Origin of the sequence: Streptomyces pinistramenti, from assembly GCF_020564935.1 — a bacterium.
In the GTDB taxonomy this organism is placed as follows: Bacteria; Actinomycetota; Actinomycetes; order Streptomycetales; family Streptomycetaceae; genus Streptomyces; species Streptomyces pinistramenti.
In genome coordinates, this window is record NZ_JAJCXB010000030.1 from 24,445 (window position 1) to 49,114 (window position 24,670).

Consider the following 24,670-nt stretch of genomic DNA (forward strand, 5'->3'; position numbering starts at 1 on the left):
CGAAGGCCCTCAAGCCGGCACTCGAATCGATGACCCTGCTGGTCGCCGCGGTCATCGTCCACGACAAGGCCACCAATCGCGTCGTCCTTCTCCAGCGCAGCGAAAACGCCAAGTTTGCCCAGGGCATGTGGGACCTGCCCGTCGGGAAGAGCGAGCCCGGCGAGCCGATCACGGAAACCGCCGTCCGCGAGCTTTACGAAGACACCGGCCTCACCGTGAAGCCCGAGTCCCGCAAGGTTGCCCACATCATCCATGGCGCCTGGGGCGTGGCGGCCCCCAACGGCTTTCTCACTGTTGTCTTCGCCGCTCATGAATGGACCGGCGAATCCGAGAACCGCGAACCTCGCAAGCATTCCCAAGTCTGCTGGGTCGACGCCGATGCCATCCCCGAATTCTTCGTTGACACCACCGCCAGTGCTCTGCACCAGTATCTGATGGGAACTTCTTGGGTATCACTGGATGGCTGGAACTAGGACTTGTCCGGCGGATCATGCGCGGAGCCAGATGGTGAGGGCTGCGGCGGTGGCGGTGCCGACGTAGATGTAGCGGCGCTTGTCGTAGCGGGTGGCCACGGCCCGGTGCTGTTTGAGCCGGTTGATGGCCCGCTTGACGGTGTTGCGTTTCTTGTACCGCTCTTCGTCGAAGCCGGGCGGCCGTCCGCCGCGTGCCCCTTTGCGCAGGCGGGCGGCGCGGCTGTCGGTCTTCTCCGGGATCGTGTGTCGGATGCCCCGACGCCGCAGATAGTCGCGGCATGGCCTGTGCTGTAGGCCTTGTCCGCCGCGACGCAGTCAGGTTTCCTGCGAGGCCTGCCCGGCCCGGGTTTCGGGACGCGGATCTTGTCCAGGACCGGCTTCAACTGAGTGCAGTCCGCCCGCTGTCCTGGTGTGACGACCAGGGACAGCGGGCGGCAGCGGCCGTCCGCACTCAGGTGGAGTTTGGTGGTGAACCCGCCGCGCAAGCGGCCCAGGCCCTCACCTCCCGCACCACTTCCACCAGCCGGGCGTGCAGGCTCTGCCACGGCGATTCATCCTGATGTTCCGTCCTTCGGCCCCTTTGACGCGGGGCCGGCGGCAGGTCGGTGCGGGCACCCGCCGCATGCTGGTGCGCGCGCACGATGGTGGAGTCGATCGAGACATCCCAGTCGATCTCCCCACCGCATCCGCCGCGGCCTGGACCTGCTGGAGCAGACGCTCCCAAGTCCCGTCAGCCGACCACAGCCGGTGCCGTTCATAGACCGTCTTCCACGGCCCGAACCGTTCAGGAAGGTCACGCCACTGCACGCCGGTCCGCACCCGGTGCAAAATCCCGTCGATCACCTGCCGGTGATCCCGCCACCGACCACAACGCCCGTTGCTCACCGGCAGGAACGGCCGCAGCCGTTCCCACTCGACATCACCCAGATCACCCCGCCCCATGTCCACATCAACGACCTGGGCACGCAGTAGTCACATGATCAGCCGGACAAATCCTAGTGACCTGAGTCGGAGATTCGTCGTTGGTTGGGTGTGAGTTGTCCGGGTCCGAAGATTCCGCCGTTGTCGTTGGCTGGTGTCCAACGGGCTGTGCTGGAGGGCTGGGGGCGTCGTCGCACGACGGCCCAGGCCCTGGCTCAGCGGTCGCGGATCGTGCTGGAGTGCGTCGACGGGCGCTCGATCATGGAAGTGTCGCGTCGGCTGGGGGGTGCCCCGGACACGGTCCGCACCTGGCGGCGGCGCTTCCTCGACCGCGGGCTGGACGGCTTGTGTGACGAGCCGCGGCCCGGTGTCCCGCGGAAGATCACCGATGCCGATGTCGGGCGTGTGATCGTCAAGACACTGGAAGAGACACCGGCCGGCGCAACCCACTGGTCGACGAGGTCGATGGCCGCGGCCACGGGAATGTCGCAGTCGGCGATCTCGCGGATCTGGCGGGCGTTCGCTCCGGCCCCGCACCGCACGCAGACGTCTCCGCTGTCCACGGATCCGCTGTTCATCGACAAGGTCCGCGACGTCGTCGGCCTCTACCTCGACCCGCCGGAGAAAGCCCTGGTGCTGTGTGTGGACGAGAAGTCGCGGATCCAGGCACTGGACCGGTCCCAGCCGGTGCTGCCGATGATGCCCGGCATTCCCGAACGCCGCAGCCACGACTACGTCCGGGCCGGCACCACCACCTTGTTCGCCGCCCTGGAAGTGGCGACCGGAAAGGTCATCGGATCCCTGCACCGACGGCACCGGGCCATCGAGTTCAAGAAGTTCCTGGCCAAGCTCCACAAGGAAGTCCCGGCCGGCCTCGACGTGCACCTGATCCTCGACAACTACGCGACCCACAAGACGCCCGACGTGAAGAAGTGGCTGCTGGCACACCCACGGTTCCACCTGCACTTCACCTCCACGAGCGCATCCTGACTGAACCTGGTCGAGCGGTGGTTCGCCGAACTCACACAGAAAAAGCTCAAGCGCGGCGTCCACCGCTCCGTCCAGGCCCTCGAACGCGACATCAGAGCATGGCTCGCCGACTGGAACGAACAGCCAAGCCCCTTCACCTGGACCAAAACCGCCGACGAAACCCTCGACAAAGTCGCCGCCTACTACCACCGAATCTCTGACTCAGGTCACTAGTGGAGTCCCGGCCGGGCAGAAGCATATGTAGTAGGCGATATCCGTAGGGTCGGTGAGGGCGTCGCGCCATCAGCCAGTGGTTCCAGCCCTCGCGCCGCCAGGGCCGGATCGCTGTTGCGGCCCAGTCGTATTCGCGTGGGCCGTGAGCGCCGTCGCCGCAGCTCAGGCGCGTCCATGCATCGTCGGGGAGCTCGCCGATCAGCTTGTGCGCGCGGGCCTGGCCGAAGAACTCCATGGTCATGACCATCTGCGATTTCGGCACAGCAAGTACATGAGGGATGTCATGTACTTCCAGCCAGACACGAATCCGGCTTGTCTGCCCATAGGCTTCATCGGCGGTGACCCACCCGAACGGTATTCCGGACTCCACGGCACGCTTCAGCATGCGCAAGCCCAGGTCGGGTTTCGTGGTGAACTCGACGTCATCACCGATGCCGGCCGCCCGGCAGCGGTCACGGTTCGATGTCCGTTCCTTCGGAAGATACAGCTCGCGGTCGATCAGCGCCCGACCCTTCCCTGATCCATACGCCAGGAAGACGCCTACCTGAGAATTCTCGATCCGCCCGGCCGTTCCTGAATACTGCCGGGCCACGCCCGCCGACCAGACCCCCTTTTTGAGGAATCCCGTCTCATCGGGAATAAGGATTCCCCGCTCGGGATCCCCGGGGTGTTCCACCACTGCGTCGCGGACGTCATCACGCATGGCGTCCACGTCCCATAAGCAGTGGTTCAGCAGACGCTGCATGCCCTGAGGGCCGTCGTCCCCGGCAGCCTCCGCCAGGGTCCAGCCGTTCTTCCGCTCCGTCTCACTGGGCAGTCCCCGCAGGTAGGACACCATCCGTCGCCGAGGCTCCACCCGGCCGAACCGGTCCGCGAACCTCGCCACGAAGTCGTCGAACGCACCTGGCCAGCCGTCAGTTATCTCTTCACCCACGCGACAATCAACGACGTGACAGCCAAAACGCCACGAAGTGTCGTTGCAGTGTTAAGCGGCAGAGCCCGATTCCGCCTCGTTGCGTATTACTTTCAGACAATCGTAGAGCGCTCCACGCCTATCGAGCGCCGCGCCGAAATCAGCACCTGCTCCAGTCATGGCGCCCGATACCGGCAGACATAGCCGACATGAGAACGGCGACGGTTCTGCCACTTGCGCCGAGCGCCGCAAGGTTCATGCGCGACCTCGCTATTGGGCGAGAAGAGGGGCGACGAGCCCCGCGGGCCTCCAGACACCAGCTGCTGCAACGGAACGGCATACCTGAGCAACCATTCGGCTGCAGCCCAAGTGCCGCCACACTAGGTACCTGTTAATCCCCGATGAGCTACGCACCATGACTGGAACCCCCCTTCTCGCTACTTCACCTCACCTCCAGCAGAACTTCTTAACAGGAGGAATTGTGCGCATGTTACACTCGCGGGCCGAAAAGAAGGTAACCTTGTATCAGGGGGCGGCAAGCCATGTCCAACTCACGGCAATTCAAGGTCGATGTTCAAGAGTTGGGTTCCTTGGCAGCGCGCTTGGAACACTGCACGGAGTCGATGAAGCACGCGAGCAGCGATCTCCGGAGTGCGAGCACGGGAGATCTCGGCAGCGCTGACATCGACAAGGCCGGAGCCGAATTCAAGAGCTCCTGGGAATACGGAATCGATCAGATCACCCAGCTGACGGATGCCATCAAAAAGGGCCTACAGACCACGGCCCGGGCATACAATGAGACGGATAGCGCTATCCAGCAGGCGCTTGACAAGGGAAACCGGCAGCACGGCGGAAGCAGCGCAGGAACCGGCCCGTTCGGCTGAGCCTGCGGCAGACGCAAGTACTCAGATTTCAAAAGAAATTACAGGGGGGCGAGTTGTCGCTCAGCGAGCAACTGTGGGGATACGGCGGCGGCGATCCGTACGAGAACAATGGCAGCTTCCCCGGATTGCAGTTCAATCCGGCGCCCGGAGTGCCGCAGGCGGTCAATGATCTCGTTGAGGATCTCAACCGCGCATGGAAGAACATCACAAGCGCCTCAGAAACGCTGAACAACGTCGGCGGTCACGAATGGAGCGGCACTGCTGCGGAAGCGTTCCGAGCCAAGACCCAGGCACTCCCTAAACTTCTGGACGAGGCCGGCAAGAGCTTCAAGCTGGCACACGACGTTCTGGAGAAATGGCAGAGCCAGCTGGGCTCGATGCAGTCCAAGACGCAGTCGTACGAAGCCGACGCCAAAACCGCCCGTAAGCGCGCCGAGCGAGCAGAGCAGAACGAAGACCTGAAGGTTTTTCGCTTCGGCGGAATCGGGATGACCGACGCCGAGGCCGAGGATGCCAAAAGGCGCTATAACGCAGCCATCAACGAACTCGGTGCGGCACAGGATGAGCTGGAAGGAATCCTCTCCTCAGCCAACAATATCCGAAACCAGCACGAGGAACTTGCCGGCAAAATCGCCTCGCTCCTCAAGGCGGCTGCCGAACAAGCCCCCGAGGGACCAGGGCTTTTTGACGAACTGAAGCATGGCCTGGACCAACTGGTCAAGGGGCAGGAGCTTTTCTTCCACACAGTAACTCAGTGGGTGAAGGACCACGCCAATGCCATCGCGGCGATCGGAGACACATTCGCCACCATCAGTACGGTGACGGGGCTGGTGGGTGTGGTACTTGATGAAGCATTCCCTCCCGCCGGCATAGCCATGGGGGGCATATCGGCCGTCACCTCGGGGCTGGCCCTCGGACTGCACCTTGTGGCTAAAGAAGGTGGCGCCGAAGTCAGCGATCGAACCCTCACCGAGGACGGCCTTGGACTGGTCTCCTTCGGGGTGGGAAAAGTCGCAAAACAAATTGGCGAGGCAGAGTCCATCGGCAAGATGGTGAATAAGCTTGGCACGATGATCGGGGTCGGCGGAGGCGCTATGGCTATCGAAGACTGGCACAATGACCAGTCACCACTCAAGCAGTTCCTGCCGCAAAACAAAGCAGAGGGGGCGGCCATGGGTGGGACGCTCCTGCTCGGTGGACCTCTCGGTCCGGTGACGGCCTTGGGCATAGCCTTCAGTCACGCCTGGGAGTCCGGCAGCGAAAAAGATAGAGCAGCACACCAGGCGAATGGCTAGGAGTAACGTTGCAGGACTTCTCCATTATCGTAGCCGTGGCCCTTTTGCTGGCCTTCATCATCTGCGCTCCACTGTACCTGTATCACGATCACATTGGCTCGTCAGCAGCACGCGAACGCCGTAAGGCAGAGATCATTCAGTCCTTCGACGGACGCCTGGAAGTCGTCGTACGTGCCGCCGGAACCGGCCTGTCTCGCGAGGAAACAGTGTTGCTGGCACGGCAGTACGGCTATGAATTCTGGAAATGGGAAACGTACAACAGGACTGGCCTCTACATGAGGATGCGGCGGGCACAGTTTCCCCATCCTCCGCCGCCCTTGGAGAATAATTTCCCCCCTGCATACCCGTACCAGCCGTATGGGGAGGCGCCGTTCCAGCAAAACCAGCCCATCATGCGCCCGGGCGCAGAAATCCCCACCGTCCGCCACCAGCTCAATAAAGCACCTGGCACCTGGACTTGGCGTAGAACCGGGACGATCTTGTCGCTTCTCGCGACGGGGACAAGTCTGACGACAGTCATCGACATTTTCTCGGGTTCTTCATTCACCGCGCCGGGCTCCATCACCATCGCACTTTCTGCCGGCGCACTCATCTCTTTCGCCATCAATCATTCGCTTGCGCGTCGCGCCCCTAACGCCAAGGACGCCACGCATGGAGCCACCCCTCCGACACCAGGAAATCAAGCACAGTGAATCTGAGTTTTGAAATTTCATCCGCATTCGAAGAGATTAAGGTTGGACTGAGTTACGAAGAAGTGCGACATGAAGCCGCATCAAGGGCGCTGGAAAGAGGGGCCGAGCGCACCCCGGAGCAGCTGGAAGAAATAGCAACGGCATACGTGAGAACAGCCGAGATGCTTCAGGCTGAAGGGGTGGTGTACGCCGCATCCTGCTTCGGTCAGTTTGTGGACGAGTGGTCAACTGGAACCTTGACCGTAGGGCTCAGCCCGCTCACGTACACGGATGAATCCGTTGCTGTCGAGGGAATCCGCAGCATCATGTCCCAGGAGCGTGCACAGTTCGCAGAGATCAGCACGCTGGAACTACCGTGCGGTCAGGCAGTCCTGGTAATCCAGCAGACTCCGGCTCTCCAGATCCCCGGCGCGCTCACCCCTGGAGGGCAGGATATACCCATAGATGTCGCGCAGATTCAAACATTCATTCCGGTATCCCGGAAGGATGTGCCAGGGGAGCAGGCCCTGGTCACTGTCACCTTCAGTACGCCAAGCGTCGACCACTGGCCCGAATACAGCGAGATCGTCACCAATTTCTTGCGTACGCTGCGATTCCTCCCTGATGGACCAGGGGAAGGGTCGGGAGTTTCTCCCACGCTTCCTCCGGATCAGAAATACAGTCAAGACGCAGAGGTTCATTCCCAAGCGACGCAAGGTAAGCCGGAAGCCCGGTCCATTTTCGGATGATGAGACCATCCCTCATGCAAGCCGCAGAATCATGCGATTGCTATAAGAGGAGCGAACGGAAAGCTCCGCTGGGCTATGTCCCCTTAGACGGTGTCCTACATGGTGAGTTTGAGGAGCCGCTTGTAGCAGCAGAGTGCGGCGGCGAGGCCGAGGAAGGCCAGGTAGTTGGTGGGGTGACGTTCGTAGCGGTGGTTGAGTCGGCGGTAGCCGGTCAGCCAGGACATGGTCCGCTCGATCACCCACCTTCGGCGCCCGAGGCGCTCGCTGGTTTCGATGCCTTTGCGGGCGATGCGTACGCCGATGCGTTTGCCCCATAACCATCGTCGCAGGTGAGGGACGTCGTACGCCTTGTCGGCGTGGAGTCGCTGAGGTTTGGAATCAGCTGCGTGGGATTCGTGTCCCATGTGGAATGGGACAGCATCGGCTTCAGTGCGAGGCTGTCGTGGGTGTTGGCCGCGGAGAGTCCGACGCGTAGGGGCAGTCCGTCCGCGTCGGACAGGACGTGCATCTTGGAAGGGGGCTTACCCCGGTCCACGGGGCTCGGACCTGCAAGTTCGCCCCTTTTTTAGCGCGCACGTGGGCAGAGTCGAGCACGGCCCGGGACAGATCTACCAGGCCCTGCTCGTCGAGGAGTTGCAGCGCCTTCTGATGCAGCCGGCCCCAGACACCTGCCCGCGACCAGATGACGAACTGTCGGTGCACGGTTGACTTCGACGCTCCGAAGCACGGTGGCAGAGCCCGCCAGGCGCACCCGGACACCAGCACGTAGATGATCGCGGCGAAGACCGCCTCGTCATCGATGTTCGCCACCCCGCCGCCCTGCGGCCGTACCTGCACCGCGGGCAGCAAAGGCTCCGCGATCTCCCACAACCCAACTGGCACAATCCAGTCCCACCGCCCGCTCCCCATAGAAGCGGGCTACCCCAACTCACCATGTAGGACACCGTCTTAGTACTGCAACGGTGTTTGTTCTGACTGGTGGGCAGGTGTTATGGGCTGTGCCCGCGTCGTTTGTGGTGACTGGCGCGGGCTTGGTGTTGTCGTCTGCGTCGCCATGTCGACCAGTGCAGGATGTGATCGACAGGCGGGGGCTGTCGATGGGTGAGGCGGTTGATCAGGCGTCTGATCTCGGCGAGGCTGAGGTGGATGAGTTGGGAGGATCCGTTTCTGCTTTCTCCGCATCGAGTTCGCGGGCCCGCAGGACGGTCAGGCAGGCATGGACAGCCATGGACAGCGTCATGTGGCGGTGCCAGCCGGGATAGCGGCGGACTTGGTAGTCGTCCAGGCCGCACTCCTGCTTCGCGGTCTGGAAGCACTCTTCAACAGCCCACCGGCTACCTGCTGTTGAGATCAGCTGGTCCAGCGTGGTCCCGGCGGGACAATAGGCGATGTAGTAGGAAATCTCCTCGGGTCGGCTGACACTGCGGCGGGCGATAACCCAGTGCCGGCGGTCTTCGCGATGCCAGGGCCGAACCTCGACGCGAGCCCAGTCATAGACCCGCGGGCCATGTGCACCCGCACCGCACGAACGGCGTTTCCACTTCTGCCGTGGCAGGCCGGGGAACAGCTCGTGAACGGGATGGTCCATGGCCCAGCGGGTGACGACGGTGTCGTGCCGGGTGGTGGCCATGACGTGGAAGACATCGGCCTGTTCCAGCTCAGAGCGCCAGCCCTTGCTGTAGCCGTAGCCGTAGCCGGCGTCCGCCGTCACCCATCCGAACGGGATCTTGTCGTTGATCGCCCGGCGGACCATCGCCTTGGCCATGGCCACCTTCGTCTCGAAGGCGACACTGTCGTCGACGCCGGCCTGCCGGCACCTTTCCCGGTCGTCGGTCCAGGACATGGGCAGATACAAGCGGCGGTCGATCAGCGTGCGTCCGCGGGCGGTGGCGTAGGCGAGGAAGACGCCAATCTGACTGTTCTCGGTGCGTCCGGCGGTGCCGGAGTACTGCCGTTGCACCCCGGCCGAACGGATCCCCTTCTTGAGGAACCCGGTGTCATCCACGATCAGGACAGCGTCCTGGTCTCCGAGATGTTCCACGACGTAGCCGCGCACGTCGTCCAGGACCTCCTGCGCCTCCCACCCGATCCGGTTCAGCAACCGGTGCATGCGGTCAGGGCCTGCGTGCCCGGCTTCTTCCGCGAGCGTCCAGCCGTTCTTCCGCTCCAGCGGAGCAATCAGTCCTCGCATATAAGCGAGCGCCGAATCCCGCGGCTCCTGCCGGCTGAACCGGTGCACGAACCGCTCGTGCACCGCACGCAGTTCCCCGGCCCACAGCCTGACATCAGCAAGGTCCCCACCCATAGCCAGACCAACGACGAAGCCGGCCACCAGTCACGACAAACACCGTTGCAGCACTAGGGCGTGTAGATCACTAACTCGTGGCTTTCCGCTCGGTGGTTCGTTGGTCTGGCATGAGTGGGTTGGAAGGGCAACGGGCCGTGCTGGCAGCCAAGTTCAGGGCGATTCTGCCGCACCTCGACGAGCGGCAGCGTCGTCTGTTGATAGGGGCGGAGGCCCAGTCCCTCGGCCATGGCGGGATCAGAGCAGTCGCCCGTGCCGCCGGTGTCCGTGAAGGCACTGTGTCTGCCGGAATGCGTGAACTCAACTCCGAACAGGCGCCGTTGGGACGTATTCGTCGGCTTGGAGGTGGCCGTAGACGCGTCGTCGACCTGAACCCGGCCGTTCGAGAAGCACTCCTCACGCTGGTCGAGCCCGACGTCCGCGGAGATCCCACGTCGCCGCTGCGCTGGACTACCAAATCCACCCGCAAGCTTGCCGAGCAGCTGACCCGGCAGGGCCACAGGATCTCCGCGGATACGGTGGGCGACCTCCTGCGCGAGGAGGGCTTCAGCCTGCAGAGCAACGCCAAGCCCCTGGAAGGCAAGCAGCACCCCGACCGGGACGCGCAGTTCCGCTACCTCAACGAGCAGGCCCGCAACCACCAAGACAGCGGTGCTCCGGTGATCAGTGTGGACACGAAGAAGAAGGAACTGGTCGGCCCCTTCAAAAACAACGGCCTGAATGGGAGCCGAGAGGCGAGCCGGTGCGGGTCGACACCCACGACTTCCCCGACCGCGAGCTGGGTAGGGCGGTGCCCTACGGCATCTACGACGTCGCCGCGAACACCGGCTGGGTCAACGTGGGCACCGACCACGACACCGCCGCGTTCGCCGTCGAATCCATCCGCCGCTGGTGGAACGGAGCCGGACGGACCAGCTCCCCGACGGCCGGCCGGCTTCTGATCACCGCCGACGCGGGCGGCTCCAACTGCTATCGCACCCGCGCTTGGAAGACGGAGTTCGCCCGGTTCGCAGCCGGGTCCGGCCTGACGATCACCGTCTGTACGAGGGCAGCGCTGGCAGCGTGGGCGATCTTGTCCGCCGCGAACTGCTCACCGGCTACAACCTGCACACCATGCTGCGACTGCTGCCGGAGAACATCTTTTATGCCGGTGGCGTGAAGGCCCATGTCCTCTTTTTCGAAGCAGTCCCAGGACACCGCGCGGACGAAGACCCAGCCCCACACCACCTATGTGTGGACGTACGACCTCCGCACCGGCAGCCGCTTCACCCTCAAGAAGAACCCGATGAAGCCCGAGCATTTGGCCGACTTCGAGAAGCAGGCTTTCGACCCGTCCGACCCGTACCGCAAGCACCGCAAGGAGTCCGACCAGCCCTTGCTGAGGTTGAGGCATTCGCTCAGGAACTCGGCGTCGACTTCACCACGATGTCGGAGTGAGTGCGCGGTCCCTTTCCCCGTTCGGGGCTCTGGATACGCAGAAGGTCGCGGAAACCACCTCACCTCGCCCCGAGGCGAAGAGACGGCATCGATACCTCAAGCCCGATTGCCTACGTCACCCTGGGAGCTTTCGGCCGAGGGTGGCGACGAAGCGGCTGCGGCGGGCCTCTCCACTCCATCTAGACCCCGCAGGGAGTCCGCAGGACACCCGTAAGCGGCCGTCAGGACCCCCAACGCACGCCAACAGAGAAACACCTGTTCAGAGCCCTGCATGCGGCTCCGCCGCAGGTCAGGATCAGCTCGCAGGCATTCCGGTTCAACGTGTAGCAAGTTGCGTACTGCGCGCTAGGTAACTCGTCAAACGCGCAGATCGGAAGGGGCCGAGCGGTGATGAGCTCGGCCCCTTCCGCGTTCCCGTGCTGACCTTGGTGCTGATGTGGAGCTGTGCTGTCAGGCCGGCCGGCCCGGTGCGAGCTTGTCGAGGTCGAGGCTGATTCGAACGGCAGGGAGCGCTGGAGTGCGTGGCGGAAGATTCCCACCGGGGCGTACGAGCCGGTCGGCTCGTCGAGCTCGTAGGTGTGTACGACGGGGACCGTGTCCTCGTCCTCGATGCACCAGTAGTGGCGGATGCCGGCCTCGGCGTACTTGCGCAGCTTGACGGTCCGGTCGCGGTGGGCGGACTCGGGCGAGACGACCTCGATGACGAGCTGGACGTCTTCGGGAGCGAACCAGGTGCGGTCCGCGTCGTACGGGGCGGTGGTCAGAAGCAGGTCCGGCTCCGGGCGGTTGCGGGCGTCGAGGCGGATGGTCATCTCCCGCTCGACTTCGATGCCGTCGGGGGCCTGAGCCATGAGCGCCACCGTGAGACCGGTGACGAGGCGGCGTGCCACGACCGCTGCGGGGACAGTATGACGACGAGTGCTCCGTCGATCAGCTCGGTGTGGCGTGGTGCCTCGGGGAGGCGGTCCAGATCCTCCGCGAACCGGCCTTCCGCGCGGGGCGGGCGCATCCAGTCGGGCAGTGCGGTCATGGGCCGACCCCAGCGATTGCGGCCGTCAGGAGAGGGCGCTGTGCTGCTGATCCGTCATCGGCGCCCGGACGGTGCCGGGGTACTTGAGGCCGCCCCGCTGCTGGTGCCCGAAGGCGGTGCCACCGGCGACGGCATCACCGTCTCCGATGCCTGGACCACGTCACCGGCCTAACCCGGCGGACGGGGGCCGGCCCCTCAGTCGTTCCGTCCCCCCCGCCCGCCCCGCCGCCCTCACCGGGGAAAGACCTCGAACAGCGTTGCAGGCCGCCCCCGGTGGCGGGTGGCGCCGGCCTGGAGCATGGGGGTGAGGAAGGCGCGGGCGTAGGTGTGCGGGTCCTGGTGGGTGGGGGCGAGGCCCTGGATGTAGGTGCGGTGGGCGGCGAGGGAGTCGACGGCGCGGTCGATGCCGGGGCCCACCTCGGCGGCGTGGGTGGGGTAGGGGGAGCCCGCCACGGCCACCCAGCGGACGCCGTTCCAGGGGGCGAGGCCCTGCTCTGTGGCGAGTTCGGGGAAGATCCAGCGGTTTCCCGCGTCGCCCGCCGCGTCCAGGGCGGCGCGGCCGACCACCCGGTGGTCGGGGGTGTTCCAGTGGACGCCGCCCCAGGTGTCGTGGTGGTTGAGGGTGACGAGGAGTTCGGGGCGGTGGCGGCGGACGGCGGCTGCCAGGTCGCGGCGCAGGGCCGTGGTTGCTTCGATGACGCCGTCGGGGTGGTCGAGGAATTCGACGGTGTCGACGCCCACCAGGGCGGCACCGGCCCGCTGTTCGGCCTCGCGCACCGTGGCGCACCGTTCCGGCGCGAGGCCGTCGATGCCTGCTTCGCCTCGGGTCACCAGGAGGTAGCCGACCTCGCGTCCGGCCGCCGTCCATTCGGCGATGGCGGCGGCCGCGCCGTATTCGAGGTCGTCGGGGTGGGCGACGATCGCGAGGGCGCGTTGCCAGTCGTCGGGCATGGCGGCGAGCGGGGGGAGGATGTCGGGCGCGGATTCGGGGGGCATGGGGGCTCCTTGCTCGGGGCCTGACGTGAGGTCGGGGGCGGGTGCGGTGCCCGTTCGATCGTGGCAGTAAAGGGGTGGGGCGGCAGGGGAAACTGATCCGTTTTCTTGATCGGTATGTCGGATGAGCTGGGGATCATGACTTTGAGTGATTTTCTGGCCCAGGCTTGCGGGTGACAACGCAGGGTTGCCACGCTGTTGCTGACTGTCAAGCTGTTGGGGAGGGGCACGTGCCTTTCGGTGAGCAGCCCGCGTACCTCCGCGTCGCCGGCGACCTGCGCCAGAAGATCGTCGACGGCGTGCTGCCGCCGCACACCCGCCTCCCTTCCCAGGCCCGCATCCGCGCGGAGTACGGCGTCTCGGACACGGTCGCCCTGGAGGCCCGCAAGGTCCTGATGGCCGAGGGGCTCGTCGAGGGCCGCTCCGGCTCCGGTACGTATGTGCGCGAGCGGCCCGTCCCGCGCCGGATCGCCCGCGCCGGATACCACACGGGCCCGGCCTGCACGCCGTTCCGGCAGGAGCAGACCGACGAGCGGGTGAAGGGGAGTTGGGAGTCCAGCAGCGGCCAGGAGGAGGCCGGTGCCGCCGTTGCCGGGCGGCTGCGCATCCAGCGCGGGGCCCGGGTGATGCGTACGCGCTACGTCTTTCGCGCCGAGGGTGAGCCCGCCATGCTGTCGACCTCCTGGGAGCCCCTGGAGGTGACCGGGCGCACGCCGGTGATGCTGCCCGAGGAGGGGCCGCTGGCCGGCCGCGGGGTGGTCGAGCGGATGGCCGCCATCGACATCGTGGTGGACAACGTCGTGGAGGAGATCGGTTCGCGGCCGGGCCTCGCGGAAGAGGTCATGGTGCTGGGCGGCGTGCCGGGGCACGCGGTGCTGGTCATCTCGCGGACGTACTGCGCGGGCGGGCGGCCCGTGGAGACGGCGGACGTGGTCACGCTCGCCGACCGCCATCGGGTGACGTACCACCTGCCGGTGCGGTAGCCGCCTGCCGGTGCGTCAGGGCCGGTCCGGAAGGGACGTGCGGGCTTGTGGCGCCCTGATGCGGGACGGCGCAGGGGCGGTCGCGTGCGCCCCTGCTGCGCCCCTGCGCCCTGGGTGATTCCACGGCCGTTTGCCGGCCTCTTCTCGGCGCTCGTTGCGCCACTTATGCCGTCGCTATGTCTGGATTCGTGCTGAATTGTCGGCTGAAACGTGCCGTGGGAAAACTCACAGACCCTCAGTCGGGCGGGACTTTTTGCCGAGTAAGGGAAGCCGATCATCTGATTGGCTCTTACGATGGCGAAGTTTGTGCACGGCACGGGGGAAGACCAGGAGACCAAGCACGTGAGCCAGACGAAAACCACGAGTGCGGAGCAGGGCTCGCATTCGAATTACCGTCGGTCCCTCGGGACCATCGCCCTGACCGCCACTGGTCTCGGATCGATCATCGGCTCCGGCTGGCTCTTCGGAGCCGAGCGGGCGGCCGCCATTGCCGGTCCTGCCGCCATCCTCGCCTGGATCATCGGCGCGGTTGTCGCGCTCACGATCGCCCTCACGTACACCGAGCTGGGCTCGATGTTCCCGAAGGCCGGCGGCATGGTCCGTTACGGCCAGTACTCGCACGGCTCGCTCGCCGGATACCTCGCGGCCTGGGCCAACTGGATCGCGATCGTCTCGGTGATCCCCGGTGAGGCCACCGCCTCCGTGCAGTACATGAGTTCCTGGGACTTCGGCTGGACGCACGGGCTGTACGACGGCAAGGAGCTGACGGGCACCGGTGTGGCGCTCGCCAGTGTGCTGCTGATCTTCTACTTCTTCCTGAACTGGTTCGCGATCACGCTGTTCGCGAAGACCAACACGGCCATCACGGTCTTCAAGGTCGTCGTCCCGATCCTGACCGCGAGCGCGCTGATGCTGGCGCACTTCGACACCAGCAACATCAAGGATCACGGCGGCTTCACACCCAACGGCTGGAGCTCGGTCTTCACCGCCGTCGCGGTCTCCGGCATCGTCTGGGCCTACAACGGTTTCCAGTCGCCGCTGAACCTCGCGGGTGAGGCCCGTAACCCGGGCCGGTCGCTGCCCAAGGCCGTCATCTGGTCCATCGTGATCGCGCTGGTCATCTACGTCGCGCTGCAGGTCGCCTTCCTGATGGCGGTCCCGGGCGACAAGCTGGGTGCCTCGGGCGGCTGGGCCGGTCTCGGTTACAACTCCCCGCTCGCCGACCTCGCCGTCGCCTGGGGCCTGAACTGGCTGGCGATGCTGCTCTACGCCGACGCGTTCATCTCCCCGTCCGGCACCGGCATGATCTACGCGGCCACCACCTCGCGCATGATCAACGGCGTCCAGGAGAACGGTCACCTGCCCGGCATCTTCGGCAAGGTCGACAAGAAGACGGGTGTGCCGCGGCCCGCGCTGGTGCTCAACCTCGTCATCGCCTTCCTCTTCCTGGCGGTCTTCCGCGGCTGGGGCTCGCTCGCCGAGATCGTCTCGGTCGCGACCGTCATCTCGTACATCACGGGACCGGTCGCCGTGATGTCGCTGCGCCGGCTTTCGCCCGGCCTCAAGCGGCCGGTCAAGCTGCGCGTGATGCCGGTGATCGCGCCGATCGCGATGGTCTTCGGCTCGCTGGTGCTCTACTGGGGCCGCTGGCCGCTCACCGGCAAGGTCATCCTGATCATGGCCGTCGGACTGCCGGTCTGGGCCTGGTACGAGATCGGCAAGCCGCTCACCCAGGGCCGCAAGCCGTGGGCCGAGCTGCGGCCGCACCTCAAGGCCGGCGCCTGGATGGTGGCGTACCTGCTGGTCATGGCCATGATTTCGTACATGGGCGGCAAGGAGTTCGGCGGCAAGGGCTACCTGCCTCCGGGCTGGGACATCGTCGTCGTCGCGCTGGTCGGCCTCGGCTTCTACTTCTGGGGCGTGCGCAGCTCGTGGCGCAACCCCTCGCTGGTCCAGGTCGAGACGGAGATCCAGGCGGCGAACGAGGCCGACGAGGCAGCCGAGGCGGCTGAAGCGGCCGGTGTCGGCGCCCAGCGCTCCGCCGAATCCGCGGGGTCCGACGACGACCCGGCGGGCGAGGGCAAGGCCCGTACCGGCGCCTGACGTCCCGGAGAAGCACCCCGCACCACCGAGCCGTCACCGGCTCCACCGGCCGCTCGCAGGCCCCTCCCGGTTCGCCGGGGGCCCGCGGGTGGCCGGTTCGGTATCTCTTTGTGCCATTCCGTATCCGCTGAGTGAAGGTCGGGCGTAGGGTCGGGCATATGCAGAATGCGGTTTCGGTATCGGTACAGGAGGGGCGCGCGCGGGCGCGCTGCACGGCGGACGGAGGGGCGCGATGAGCGACAGTGGGGCCGTGCTGCCCTGGCTCGTCATCCGTCAGGACGAAGGCGGCAATCGTTATCGCGTGGGCAGGTACGCCACCCGCGCGGAGGCGGAGAAGGTGGCCGGCGGGCTCGACGCCCGCGGCGACCAGCGGCTTTACGTGGTGGAGAAGGTGGGGCGGACGACCGGCTGAGCGGGTTGCGCGGGGCAGTGTGCGCCGTAGGCTGCCGCGTATGACGACGGTGCGTGTGGTGGTGGGCGGAGCGGTGCTCGACCGGGGACGGCTGCTGGCCGCCCGGCGCAGCGCGCCGCCCGCGCTGGCCGGCCGCTGGGAGCTGCCCGGCGGCAAGGTGGAGGACGGCGAGACACCCGAGCAGGCCCTGGTGCGCGAGCTGCGCGAGGAGTTGGGTGTCGAGGCGGAGCCGGGGGAGCGGATCGCCGGTGAGTGGCCGCTGCGTCCCGGATTCGTGCTGCAGGTCTGGGCCGCCCGGCTGGTGTCGGGGGAGCCACGGCCCCTCCAGGATCACGACGAGCTGCGCTGGCTGCCGCCGAGCGAGGAGCTGTCGGTCGACTGGCTGGACCAGGACCGCCCGGCGGTCGCCGAGGCGATGCGTCGGCTGCGGGAAGCCGTGGGATCGGCCGCGACGGATAACGCCTAGCCGCTCGCGCTCGTCTCGGGTTCGTCTCGTGCCCGGGTTCGGGTGAGTCCGGCGTGCTGCGGGTGGGAGGGCCTGGCGCCGCGTCGGGCCGAAGTGTGGCGGGTGTGGAACAGTGCCCGGCGGAAGGCGGTACTTGCGCCTCGATATCGGGTATGTCCTGATTGACCCTTTTCTTTATGGGTGATGTCGACGGGCATCGCATCGGGCTGGGAAGTGATCGGCGTGAGCGACAGCGCAGCGGCAGGGGCCCCGGAGTCGGCCTCCACGTACGTCCGCCGCCGCGGCATGGCCTCCGGTTCCCCCATCGCCGAATGGAGCTTCCCGGCGGATCCCGGCTCCGTACGCACCGCCCGTGCGATGGTCCGCCAGGCGCTCTCCGACTGGGGCCTGGAGTCCTCCGTCGATGTCGCCGTCCTGCTCGTCAGCGAACTGGTCACCAATTCCCTGCGCTACGCCAGCGGCCCCATCGGCGTGCGCATGGTGCTGCTCAGCGGGGGCGGTCTGCTGGTCGAGGTGTCCGATCCGCTGCCCGATCCGCCGCAGGAACGCACCGCGGCCCCCGACGACGAGGGGGGCCGCGGATTGCAGCTGGTGGCGTGCACGTCACGGCGGTGGGGCACCCGTCGCGGAAAGAGCGGCAAGACAGTGTGGTTCGAGCTGTCGGTGGCGGGTTAGGAGACAGGTGGAGTCCTGATCGTTGCCATTTCATCGACATTCTGTGGATGGGCTGCGATCGAGACTGTGCTGTGATCGTGAAGACCGTGTTCCGGACGGCCGCGGTGCTGATTTACTCGGCTAGTCCGGTCCGGGCACGATGAGCTGGAGGGGACGGGGCTCGTGAGCGAGATGTCATCTGGTGGGACGGTACCCGCACAGACCGCTGGTCGGGGTGCGGACGGACCGGATGCCCAGGGCGCCGCCCGGCCTGCGCCCCTGCCGCCGCCCCCGCCCGTGTGGCAGAGCAGCAGGCCCGGCTCGATCTACGACTACATCCGCGTCGCCTCCTTCTCGCTCGGCCCCGACGGGCGGATCGACCGGTGGAGCGAGCGGGCCGCCGAGATGCTCGGTATCACCGCACGGGACGCGGTCGGCAAGGATCCCGTCGAGGCGTTCGTCCCCAGAGAGCTGCGCGAGACCGGCCGCCGTACGGTGTCCCAGATCCTCGACGGCCGGGAGTGGACCGGCCTGGTGCCCTATCACCGGGAGGAGGGCGCCGAGGCCGACGGGCTCGCGGAGATCTATGTGATGCCGTCCGAGACGGAGGCCGGCGAGCGGACCGCGGTCTGTCTGGTCGTCGACGTCCGGGCGCTGCGCGGCATCGAGACCGACCTCGCCGCCTCGCAGGCCGTTTTCGGTCAATCGCCCATGGGCTTCACCCTGTTCGACACCCGGCTCAAGCTGCTGCGGGTCAACGAACGGTTCGCCACGGTCTTCGGCGGCCCGGCGAGCAAGTACCGCGGCGGCACCCCGCACGACTTCCTGCCGCGGTCCGAGGCCGAGCGGATGACCGTCGCGCTGCGCCGGGTGCTGGAAACCGGCGAGCCGGTCACCGAGATGCAGCTGGTGGGTGTGGTGCCGGGCGAGCAGGACCGGCGCCGCTGGTCGGTCTCGCTCTACCGTCTGCACGGCGCCAGCGGCCGTCCGATCGGCGTCGCCGCGCTCGCCGCCGACGTCACAGGACGCCGCCGCGCCGAGCGGGAGGCCGCCAACGCCCGCCGCAATCTCGCGCTGCTCAACGAAGCCGGCGCCCGGATAGGCAACTCCCTCGACCTGGAGACCACCGCCCGGACCCTTCTGGACGTCGCCGTCCCGCAGTTCTGCGACCTGGCGTCGGTGGACCTCTTCCAAGGGCTGCTGGCCGGTGACGAAGCCCCGCCCGGCATGAGCGACGGCAGCGCCGAACTGCGCAGAGTCGCCTTCTCCAGCGCGGTGTCCGACGCCCCGCTCGCCACCATGACCTGCTGCGTCGCCGAGGGCGAGCGCGATCCGGTCGCCGTCGGCGCGGTGCACCGCTACCCGTTCAACTCCCCGTGCGCGGGCGCCCTGCGGACCGCGCAGGCGCAGATCATCCCCGGCCGGGAGAGCGACGAAGGGCCGGAGCTGGGCGCGGTGGTGCACTCCACCCTCGCCGTCCCGATGGTCGCCAGGGACACCGTCGTCGGCCTGGTGCAGTTCTCCCGTACGAAGGGCAGCGAGCCGTTCGGGGAGCGGGACACCGCGCTGGCGGTCGAGCTGGCGGCCCGCGCCGCGGTCTGCATCGACAACGCCCGGCTCTACCGCAGGGAGCACGAGCGGGCGCTGATACTCCAGCGCAGCCTGCTGCCGCCCGGCGACCCGGAGGCGGCGGGCCTGGACATCGCCTGCCGCTACCTGCCCGGCACCACCGCCACCGAGGTCGGCGGCGACTGGTTCGACGTCATCGAGCTGCCGGGACACCGCACGGCCCTGGTCATCGGCGACGTCATGGGCCGCGGGCTGCGCGCCGCCGTCGCGATGGGTGAACTGCGCAGCGCCGTAAGGACGTTGGCGCTGCTTGACCTGGAGCCTGCCGAGGTGCTCTCGGCGCTGGACGAGATCGCGCGGGGGCTCGGCGGCGGCGAGGGGCGGACCGGCAAGCGGTCGCAGTCCGGCACGGGCGCCGAGAGCGGGCGCCGCGCCGGCACCGCCGACCTCTCCGAGGTCTACCTCGCCACCTGCGTCTACGCCGTGTACGACCCGGTCACCCGCCGGTGTACGTTCGCCAACGCCGGGCATCTGCCGCCGGTGCTGGTCGAGGAGGGCGAGGACGCTCTGCTGCTCGATGTGCCGCCGGGGATGCCGCTGGGGGTCGGCGGCGAGCCGTTCGAGGAGATCGAGGTCGAGCTGCCGGACGGTGCGCTGCTCGCCCTCTACACCGACGGGCTCGTCGAGTCCCGTGACCATCCGCTGGACGAGGGGCTACAGGCGTTCCGCGGGGCGCTGTCGGAGGCCGACCAGCTGCTGGAGGACGCCTGCGATCACGTCCTGAGCGCGCTGGACACCTCGCACGGCGAGGACGACATCGCCCTGCTGATGGCTCGGGTGCACGGTCTGCCCAAGGACGCGGTGGGGGACTGGAATCTGGCCCCGGAGGCACGTTCGGTGGCCCGCGCCCGCGAGCTGGCCCGTGACCAGCTGACCGACTGGGGGCTCGAAGCCCTGGTGGACACCACGGAGTTGCTGGTGAGCGAGCTGGTCACCAACGCGCTGCGGCACGGTCACGGCGAGATCAGGCTGCGGCTGCTGCGGGACCGTTCGCTGGTCTGCGAGGTGTGGGACGCCGACCTCGCCCAGCCGCGTCGGCGCCGGGCCCGGGACACGGACGAGGGCGGCCGCGGGCTTCAGTTGGTGGGGCTGCTCAGCTCCGGCTGGGGCAGCCGCCGTACCCCGCGCGGCAAGACCGTCTGGTTCGAACTTGCGCTGCCGGACGGTGAGTCGGAGGCGCTGGATCCGGCCGAGGCGCTGCTGAGCCTGTTCTGAGCCCTGGCGGGACGGCCCGGACGGGGGCCGCCGGCGGGCCGGGGTCAGGCGGCGCGCACGTGTGCCGCGGCCCGCTCCGCCTCGTGCACCACCCGCGCGGTGTCCACCCCGGTCAGCTCGCCGCGGTCCTTGCGCAGCCATCCGTCCACGAAGACGTGGGAGAGGTTGGGCGGTTGGCCGTTGAGAACGATCTGGCTGGTCCAGTCGTAGCGCGGGGCGAAGTTGAGGGTGCCGGGGTCGAGGACGAGGACGTCGGCGCGCTTGCCCGGGGTCAGCGAGCCGACCCGGTCGGCCATCCCGATGCACTCCGCTCCGCCGAGCGTCGCCATCCGCAGTACGGCGGGGATCGTCGGGTGGATGCCGGCGTCCTCGTGGCGGGCGCGCTGGAGGCCGACCGCGGCCTTCATCAGCGCGAACATGTCGGAGGTGTCGTTCGTCCCGCCGTCGTGCCCGAGCCCGGCCCGTACGCGGCGATGGTGCAGCGCGGGCAGCGGCATGATGCCGGAGGCCAGCCGCATGTTGCTGAGCGGGCAGTGCGCGACGCGTACGTCGTGGTCGCCGGTGAGCGCGATCTCGTCGTCGGTGAGGTGGACGGCGTGGTTCATCAGGAGCCGCGGGCCGAACGCGCCGACCTCGCGCAGCGCACGGATCTGTTCGTCCTTACGGTCGTCGCGGTGTTCCAGCACATGGGAGTTGATCATCAGGTCCAGCTCGCGGGAGAGGTCGTGGAGCTGTCGCAGGTCTTTGATGTCCGACATGCCCGCGTGCACCGACACCTGGGCCGAGGCCAGCGGCAGCGGGTCGATGAAGTCCTTCTTGACCTCGCGGATGAGGTGGCGGTCGGCGCCGCTCTGGGTCATCGCGTAGACGAACCGCAGGCCGGCGTCGTCCAGGGCCCTGACGTAGCGCCCGCTGGTGTCGTAGGGGATGGCGTGCACCCAGTCGACGACGGTGGTGACGCCGGCCTGGAGTGCGTCGAGGGCGGCCAGGTGGACGAAGCGGTACATGTCGGCGGGGTGGATCTTGGGCAGGACGGCGCGGTTGCAGGCGGACAGCCAGCCGTTCAGGTCCTGGTCGGCGCAGCCGCCGCGGATGCTGGACTGCCACAGGTGGTTGTGCAGGTCGACGAAGCCCGGCAGCACCAGCTTGCCGCGTGCGTCGATCACCCGGGCGCCGGGCGGGACGCCGAGCCGGCGGCCGACGGCGGCGATGGTGCCCTCGCGCAGCAGGACATCGACACCGTCCTCCAGGGTGCCCAGCGTCCCGTCGCCGAGTGCGGGGTCCATGGTGAGCACCAGGTCGGCGCCCCGGATGAGGGTGGTGCGGCGGGTGCCGTCCGGCTCGGGCGGCGCCGGGGGAGCGGGGCGGTGGCGTACGGGGGTGCCGGCGGCGGCCGCCAGCGGGACGCTGCCGAGGCCCGCCAGCACCCGGCGTCTGGTTATCTTCGGAAAGTTCATTCCGTTCTTATAGCGTGCGCGGGCTACGCATCGATAAGGCCCATTCCGGCCAACTGACGGAACGTCAATTTCCTTGTGGTAAAGGCGACGTGGGTGCTCCGCCGCTCAGTCGCCGCGCCGCCTGATCTTGTTGCCCAGCCACACCAGCGGGTCGTACTTGCGGTCCGCGGCACGTTCCTTGAGCGGGATCAGCGCGTTGTCGGTGATCCTGATCTGCTCCGGGCAGACCTCGGTGCAGCACTTGGTGATGTTGCAGTAGCCGAGCCCGTGCTCGTCCTGCGCGGTGCGCCTGCGGTCGAGACCGGCCTCGGACGCCGCGTCCAGCGGATGCATGTCCAGCTCCGCGATCCGCATCAGGAAGCGCGGCCCGGCGAATGCCCCCTTGTTCTCCTCGTGGTCGCGCACCACATGGCAGGTGTCCTGGCACAGGAAGCACTCGATGCACTTACGGAACTCCTGCGAACGGTTCACGTCCTCCTGCTGCATGCGGTACTCACCGGGCGACAACTCGGCGGGCGGCACGAACGCCGGCACCTCGCGCGCCTTCACGTAGTTGAACGACACGTCGGTGACCAGATCCCGGATGACGGGGAAGGCCCGCATCGGCGTGACCGTGAGGGTCTGCGTCCGGTCGAAGACCGACATCCGGGTCATGCACATCAGCCGCGGCCGCCCGTTGATCTCCGCGCTGCACGAACCGCACTTGCCCGCCTTGCAGTTCCAGCGCACCGCCAGATCCGGCGCCTGGGTGGCCTGCAGCCGGTGGATGATGTCCAGCACCACCTCGCCCTCGTGCACCTCGACCCGGAAGTCCTCCAGGCCACCGCCGTCCGCATCGCCCCGCCACACCCGGAAGTGCGCCGTGTACGCGCCCGAAGGCCCCGTCTCCTGCCCGCTCACCGGCTCAGCTCCTCGTCCGTCAGGTACTTCACCAGCTCGTCCTTGTCGAACAGTTCCAGCAGATCGCGCCGGATCGGCGGGGTCTCGCGGCGGGTGAGCCGGATCCGGCCGCGCGCCGGATCCGGATCCTCCGCCGCGCCGTCGGGCCCGGCCAGCGTGCACAGCAGATTGACGGTGCGCCAGTGCCGGTCCATCTCCGGATGGTCGTCGCGGGTGTGCCCGCCGCGGCTCTCCTCGCGTTCCAGGGCGGCGCGCGCCACGCACTCGCTGACCAGCAGCATGTTGCGCAGGTCGAGGGCGAGGTGCCAGCCGGGGTTGTACTGCCGGTGCCCCTCGACACCCGCCCGCCCGGCCCGCACCCGCAGCTCCCCGAGCCGCTCCAGTGCCTGCTCCATCTCGCCGGCCCTGCGGATGATGCCGACCAGGTCGTTCATCGTCTGCTGCAACTCCTGGTGCAGCGTGTACGGATTCTCCGCGGGGCCCGGCGCGCGGTCCGAGCCGCGGGCGCCCTCGGCGCTGAACGGACGCAGCGCCTCCGCCTCTGCCGCGTCGAGCTGCGCCTGGTCGGCGCGCGGCCTGGTGAGCGTCGAGGCCGCGTACTCGGCGGCGTGCAGACCGGCGCGGCGGCCGAAGACCAGCAGGTCGGAGAGGGAGTTGCCGCCCAGCCTGTTGGAGCCGTGCATCCCGCCGGCCACCTCACCGGCCGCGAACAGGCCGGGCACGCCGGCCGCCGCCGCGGTGTCCGGATCGACGTCGACGCCGCCCATCACGTAGTGGCAGGTCGGCCCGACCTCCATCGGCTCGGCCGTGATGTCCACGTCCGCCAGCTCCTTGAACTGGTGGTGCATGGACGGCAGCCGCCGCTTGATCACCTCGGCCGGCATCCGCGTGGAGACGTCCAGGAAGACGCCGCCGTGCGGGGAGCCGCGGCCCGCCTTGACCTCGGCGTTGATGGCGCGGGCCACTTCGTCGCGGGGCAGCAGCTCGGGCGGGCGCCGGTTGTTGTCCGGGTCGTCGTACCAGCGGTCGCCCTCGTCCTCGGACTGCGCGTACTTCTCCTTGAAGACGTCCGGGATGTAGTCGAACATGAAGCGCTTGCCCTCGCTGTTGCGCAGCACCCCGCCGTCACCGCGGACGGATTCCGTGACGAGGATGCCCTTCACCGACGGCGGCCAGACCATGCCGGTGGGGTGGAACTGCACGAACTCCATGTGCACCAGCGGCGCCCCGGCCAGCAGCGCCAGCGCGTGCCCGTCGCCGGTGTACTCCCACGAATTCGACGTCACCTTGAAGGACTTGCCGATCCCGCCGGTGGCCAGCACCACGGCGGGCGCCTCCAGGACGAAGAACCTGCCGGACTCCCGCTCGTAGCAGAACGCCCCGGCGACCCGGCCGCCGTCAGCGCCGCCCTCCTTGAGCACCCGGGTCACCGTGCACTCCTGGAAGACCTTCAGCCGCGCGTCGTACGCGCCGAACTCCCGCTCGTCCTCCTGCTGGAGCGAGACGATCTTCTGCTGGAGCGTGCGGATCAGCTCCAGGCCCGTACGGTCGCCGACGTGCGCCAGGCGGGGGTACTCGTGGCCGCCGAAGTTGCGCTGCGAGATCCGGCCGTCCGGGGTGCGGTCGAACAGTGCGCCCCAGGTCTCCAGCTCCCAGACCCGGTCGGGCGCCTCCCTGGCGTGCAGTTCGGCCATCCGCCAGTGGTTGAGGAACTTGCCGCCGCGCAGGGTGTCCCGGAAGTGCACCTGCCAGTTGTCGCCGTCGTTGACGTTGCCCATGCTGGCCGCGATGCCGCCCTCGGCCATCACGGTATGGGCCTTGCCGAACAGCGACTTGCAGATCACCGCGGTCCGCAGCCCCGCCTCGCGGGCCTCGATGGCGGCGCGCAGCCCGGCGCCGCCCGCGCCGACCACGACCACGTCCCACGTCTGCCGGTCCACATGCGCCATCGCGGAGCACACCTTTCCTCGGAAGGGT

17 protein-coding genes and 6 pseudogenes are annotated in these 24,670 nt (G+C 67.6%); 14 read left to right on the forward strand and 9 right to left on the reverse strand.

The window, feature by feature from the left end:
• The first annotated feature begins 29 nt into the window (after positions 1-29).
• Positions 30-473, forward strand: coding sequence for an NUDIX domain-containing protein (locus LIU39_RS20580; RefSeq protein ID WP_264483065.1), 444 nt, complete (start codon positions 30-32; stop codon positions 471-473).
• Between the two features lie 15 nt (positions 474-488).
• On the opposite strand, the pseudogene LIU39_RS20585 reads toward LIU39_RS20580, so the two are convergent.
• Positions 489-1,415: pseudogene (locus tag LIU39_RS20585) on the reverse strand (IS5 family transposase).
• 90 nt (positions 1,416-1,505) lie between these two features.
• On the opposite strand from LIU39_RS20585, the pseudogene LIU39_RS20590 reads away from it, so the two are divergent.
• Positions 1,506-2,597: pseudogene (locus LIU39_RS20590) on the forward strand (IS630 family transposase).
• Here LIU39_RS20590 and LIU39_RS20595 read toward each other — a convergent pair.
• Positions 2,595-3,519: pseudogene (locus LIU39_RS20595) on the reverse strand (IS701 family transposase); the annotation flags it as partial. The pseudogenes LIU39_RS20590 and LIU39_RS20595 sit on opposite strands and share 3 nt — an antisense overlap.
• A 533-nt stretch (positions 3,520-4,052) precedes the next feature.
• Here LIU39_RS20595 and LIU39_RS20600 point away from each other — a divergent pair.
• From LIU39_RS20600 to LIU39_RS20615, 4 genes are read left to right on the forward strand one after another with little or no spacing between them, the layout of a single operon-like run.
• Entirely contained in the window at positions 4,053-4,394 is a 342-nt protein-coding gene (locus LIU39_RS20600; RefSeq protein WP_227048274.1) for a DUF6317 family protein, read from the forward strand.
• A gap of 53 nt (positions 4,395-4,447) precedes the next feature.
• Positions 4,448-5,689, forward strand: coding sequence for a putative T7SS-secreted protein (locus LIU39_RS20605; protein ID WP_227048275.1), 1,242 nt, complete (start codon positions 4,448-4,450; stop codon positions 5,687-5,689).
• Positions 5,690-5,697: 8 nt separating this feature from the next.
• Complete coding sequence (locus tag LIU39_RS20610) at positions 5,698-6,381, forward strand: hypothetical protein (protein WP_227048276.1); 684 nt, start codon at positions 5,698-5,700, stop codon at positions 6,379-6,381.
• Positions 6,378-7,109: a hypothetical protein gene (locus LIU39_RS20615; protein ID WP_227048277.1), complete on the forward strand. Its 732-nt coding sequence runs from the start codon at positions 6,378-6,380 to the stop codon at positions 7,107-7,109. The genes LIU39_RS20610 and LIU39_RS20615 overlap by 4 nt, the downstream gene beginning before the upstream one ends.
• 95 nt (positions 7,110-7,204) lie before the next feature.
• Here the strand turns inward: LIU39_RS20615 and LIU39_RS20620 are convergent.
• Positions 7,205-8,018: pseudogene (locus LIU39_RS20620) on the reverse strand (IS5 family transposase).
• A gap of 205 nt (positions 8,019-8,223) precedes the next feature.
• Complete coding sequence (locus tag LIU39_RS20625) at positions 8,224-9,414, reverse strand: IS701 family transposase (protein ID WP_227048314.1); 1,191 nt, start codon at positions 9,412-9,414, stop codon at positions 8,224-8,226.
• A 110-nt stretch (positions 9,415-9,524) separates the two neighbouring features.
• Here LIU39_RS20625 and LIU39_RS20630 point away from each other — a divergent pair.
• Positions 9,525-10,456, forward strand: a pseudogene (locus tag LIU39_RS20630) (ISAzo13 family transposase); the annotation flags it as partial.
• Positions 10,457-11,301: 845 nt separating this feature from the next.
• Here LIU39_RS20630 and LIU39_RS20635 read toward each other — a convergent pair.
• Positions 11,302-11,881: pseudogene (locus LIU39_RS20635) on the reverse strand (Uma2 family endonuclease).
• A gap of 40 nt (positions 11,882-11,921) precedes the next feature.
• Here LIU39_RS20635 and LIU39_RS34985 point away from each other — a divergent pair.
• Entirely contained in the window at positions 11,922-12,053 is a 132-nt protein-coding gene (locus LIU39_RS34985) for a hypothetical protein (protein WP_264483058.1), read from the forward strand.
• A gap of 59 nt (positions 12,054-12,112) precedes the next feature.
• Here the strand turns inward: LIU39_RS34985 and LIU39_RS20640 are convergent, their stop codons facing one another.
• On the reverse strand, positions 12,113-12,877 hold the full coding sequence (locus LIU39_RS20640; protein WP_227048278.1) for a PIG-L deacetylase family protein: 765 nt from the start codon (positions 12,875-12,877) through the stop codon (positions 12,113-12,115).
• A gap of 227 nt (positions 12,878-13,104) precedes the next feature.
• On the opposite strand from LIU39_RS20640, the gene LIU39_RS20645 reads away from it, so the two are divergent.
• From LIU39_RS20645 to LIU39_RS20670, 6 genes are all read left to right on the forward strand, one after another.
• Positions 13,105-13,857: a GntR family transcriptional regulator gene (locus LIU39_RS20645; protein ID WP_227048279.1), complete on the forward strand. Its 753-nt coding sequence runs from the start codon at positions 13,105-13,107 to the stop codon at positions 13,855-13,857.
• 342 nt (positions 13,858-14,199) lie between these two features.
• Positions 14,200-15,960, forward strand: a complete 1,761-nt coding sequence (locus LIU39_RS20650; RefSeq protein ID WP_227048280.1) for an APC family permease — start codon at positions 14,200-14,202, stop codon at positions 15,958-15,960.
• Positions 15,961-16,192: 232 nt separating this feature from the next.
• Positions 16,193-16,372 carry an SPOR domain-containing protein gene (locus LIU39_RS20655; RefSeq protein ID WP_227048281.1) on the forward strand — a complete coding sequence of 60 codons (180 nt, stop codon included), beginning with the start codon at positions 16,193-16,195 and terminating at the stop codon, positions 16,370-16,372.
• 40 nt (positions 16,373-16,412) lie between these two features.
• Positions 16,413-16,838, forward strand: a complete 426-nt coding sequence (locus LIU39_RS20660; protein ID WP_227048282.1) for a (deoxy)nucleoside triphosphate pyrophosphohydrolase — start codon at positions 16,413-16,415, stop codon at positions 16,836-16,838.
• Between the two features lie 285 nt (positions 16,839-17,123).
• Entirely contained in the window at positions 17,124-17,513 is a 390-nt protein-coding gene (locus LIU39_RS20665) for an ATP-binding protein (protein ID WP_227048315.1), read from the forward strand.
• A 171-nt stretch (positions 17,514-17,684) separates the two neighbouring features.
• The gene (locus LIU39_RS20670; RefSeq protein WP_264483067.1) at positions 17,685-20,336 is read left to right on the forward strand and encodes a SpoIIE family protein phosphatase; all 2,652 of its coding nucleotides are present in this window, start codon (positions 17,685-17,687) and stop codon (positions 20,334-20,336) included.
• A gap of 44 nt (positions 20,337-20,380) precedes the next feature.
• On the opposite strand, the gene LIU39_RS20675 is transcribed toward LIU39_RS20670, so the two are convergent.
• From LIU39_RS20675 to LIU39_RS20685, 3 genes are all read right to left on the reverse strand, one after another.
• Positions 20,381-21,793, reverse strand: coding sequence for an amidohydrolase family protein (locus LIU39_RS20675; RefSeq protein WP_227048284.1), 1,413 nt, complete (start codon positions 21,791-21,793; stop codon positions 20,381-20,383).
• Positions 21,794-21,898: 105 nt separating this feature from the next.
• Positions 21,899-22,693: a succinate dehydrogenase/fumarate reductase iron-sulfur subunit gene (locus LIU39_RS20680; protein WP_227048285.1), complete on the reverse strand. Its 795-nt coding sequence runs from the start codon at positions 22,691-22,693 to the stop codon at positions 21,899-21,901.
• Entirely contained in the window at positions 22,690-24,642 is a 1,953-nt protein-coding gene (locus LIU39_RS20685) for a fumarate reductase/succinate dehydrogenase flavoprotein subunit (protein ID WP_227048286.1), read from the reverse strand. Before LIU39_RS20685 ends, LIU39_RS20680 begins: the two co-directional genes overlap by 4 nt.
• Positions 24,643-24,670: the final 28 nt, after the last annotated feature.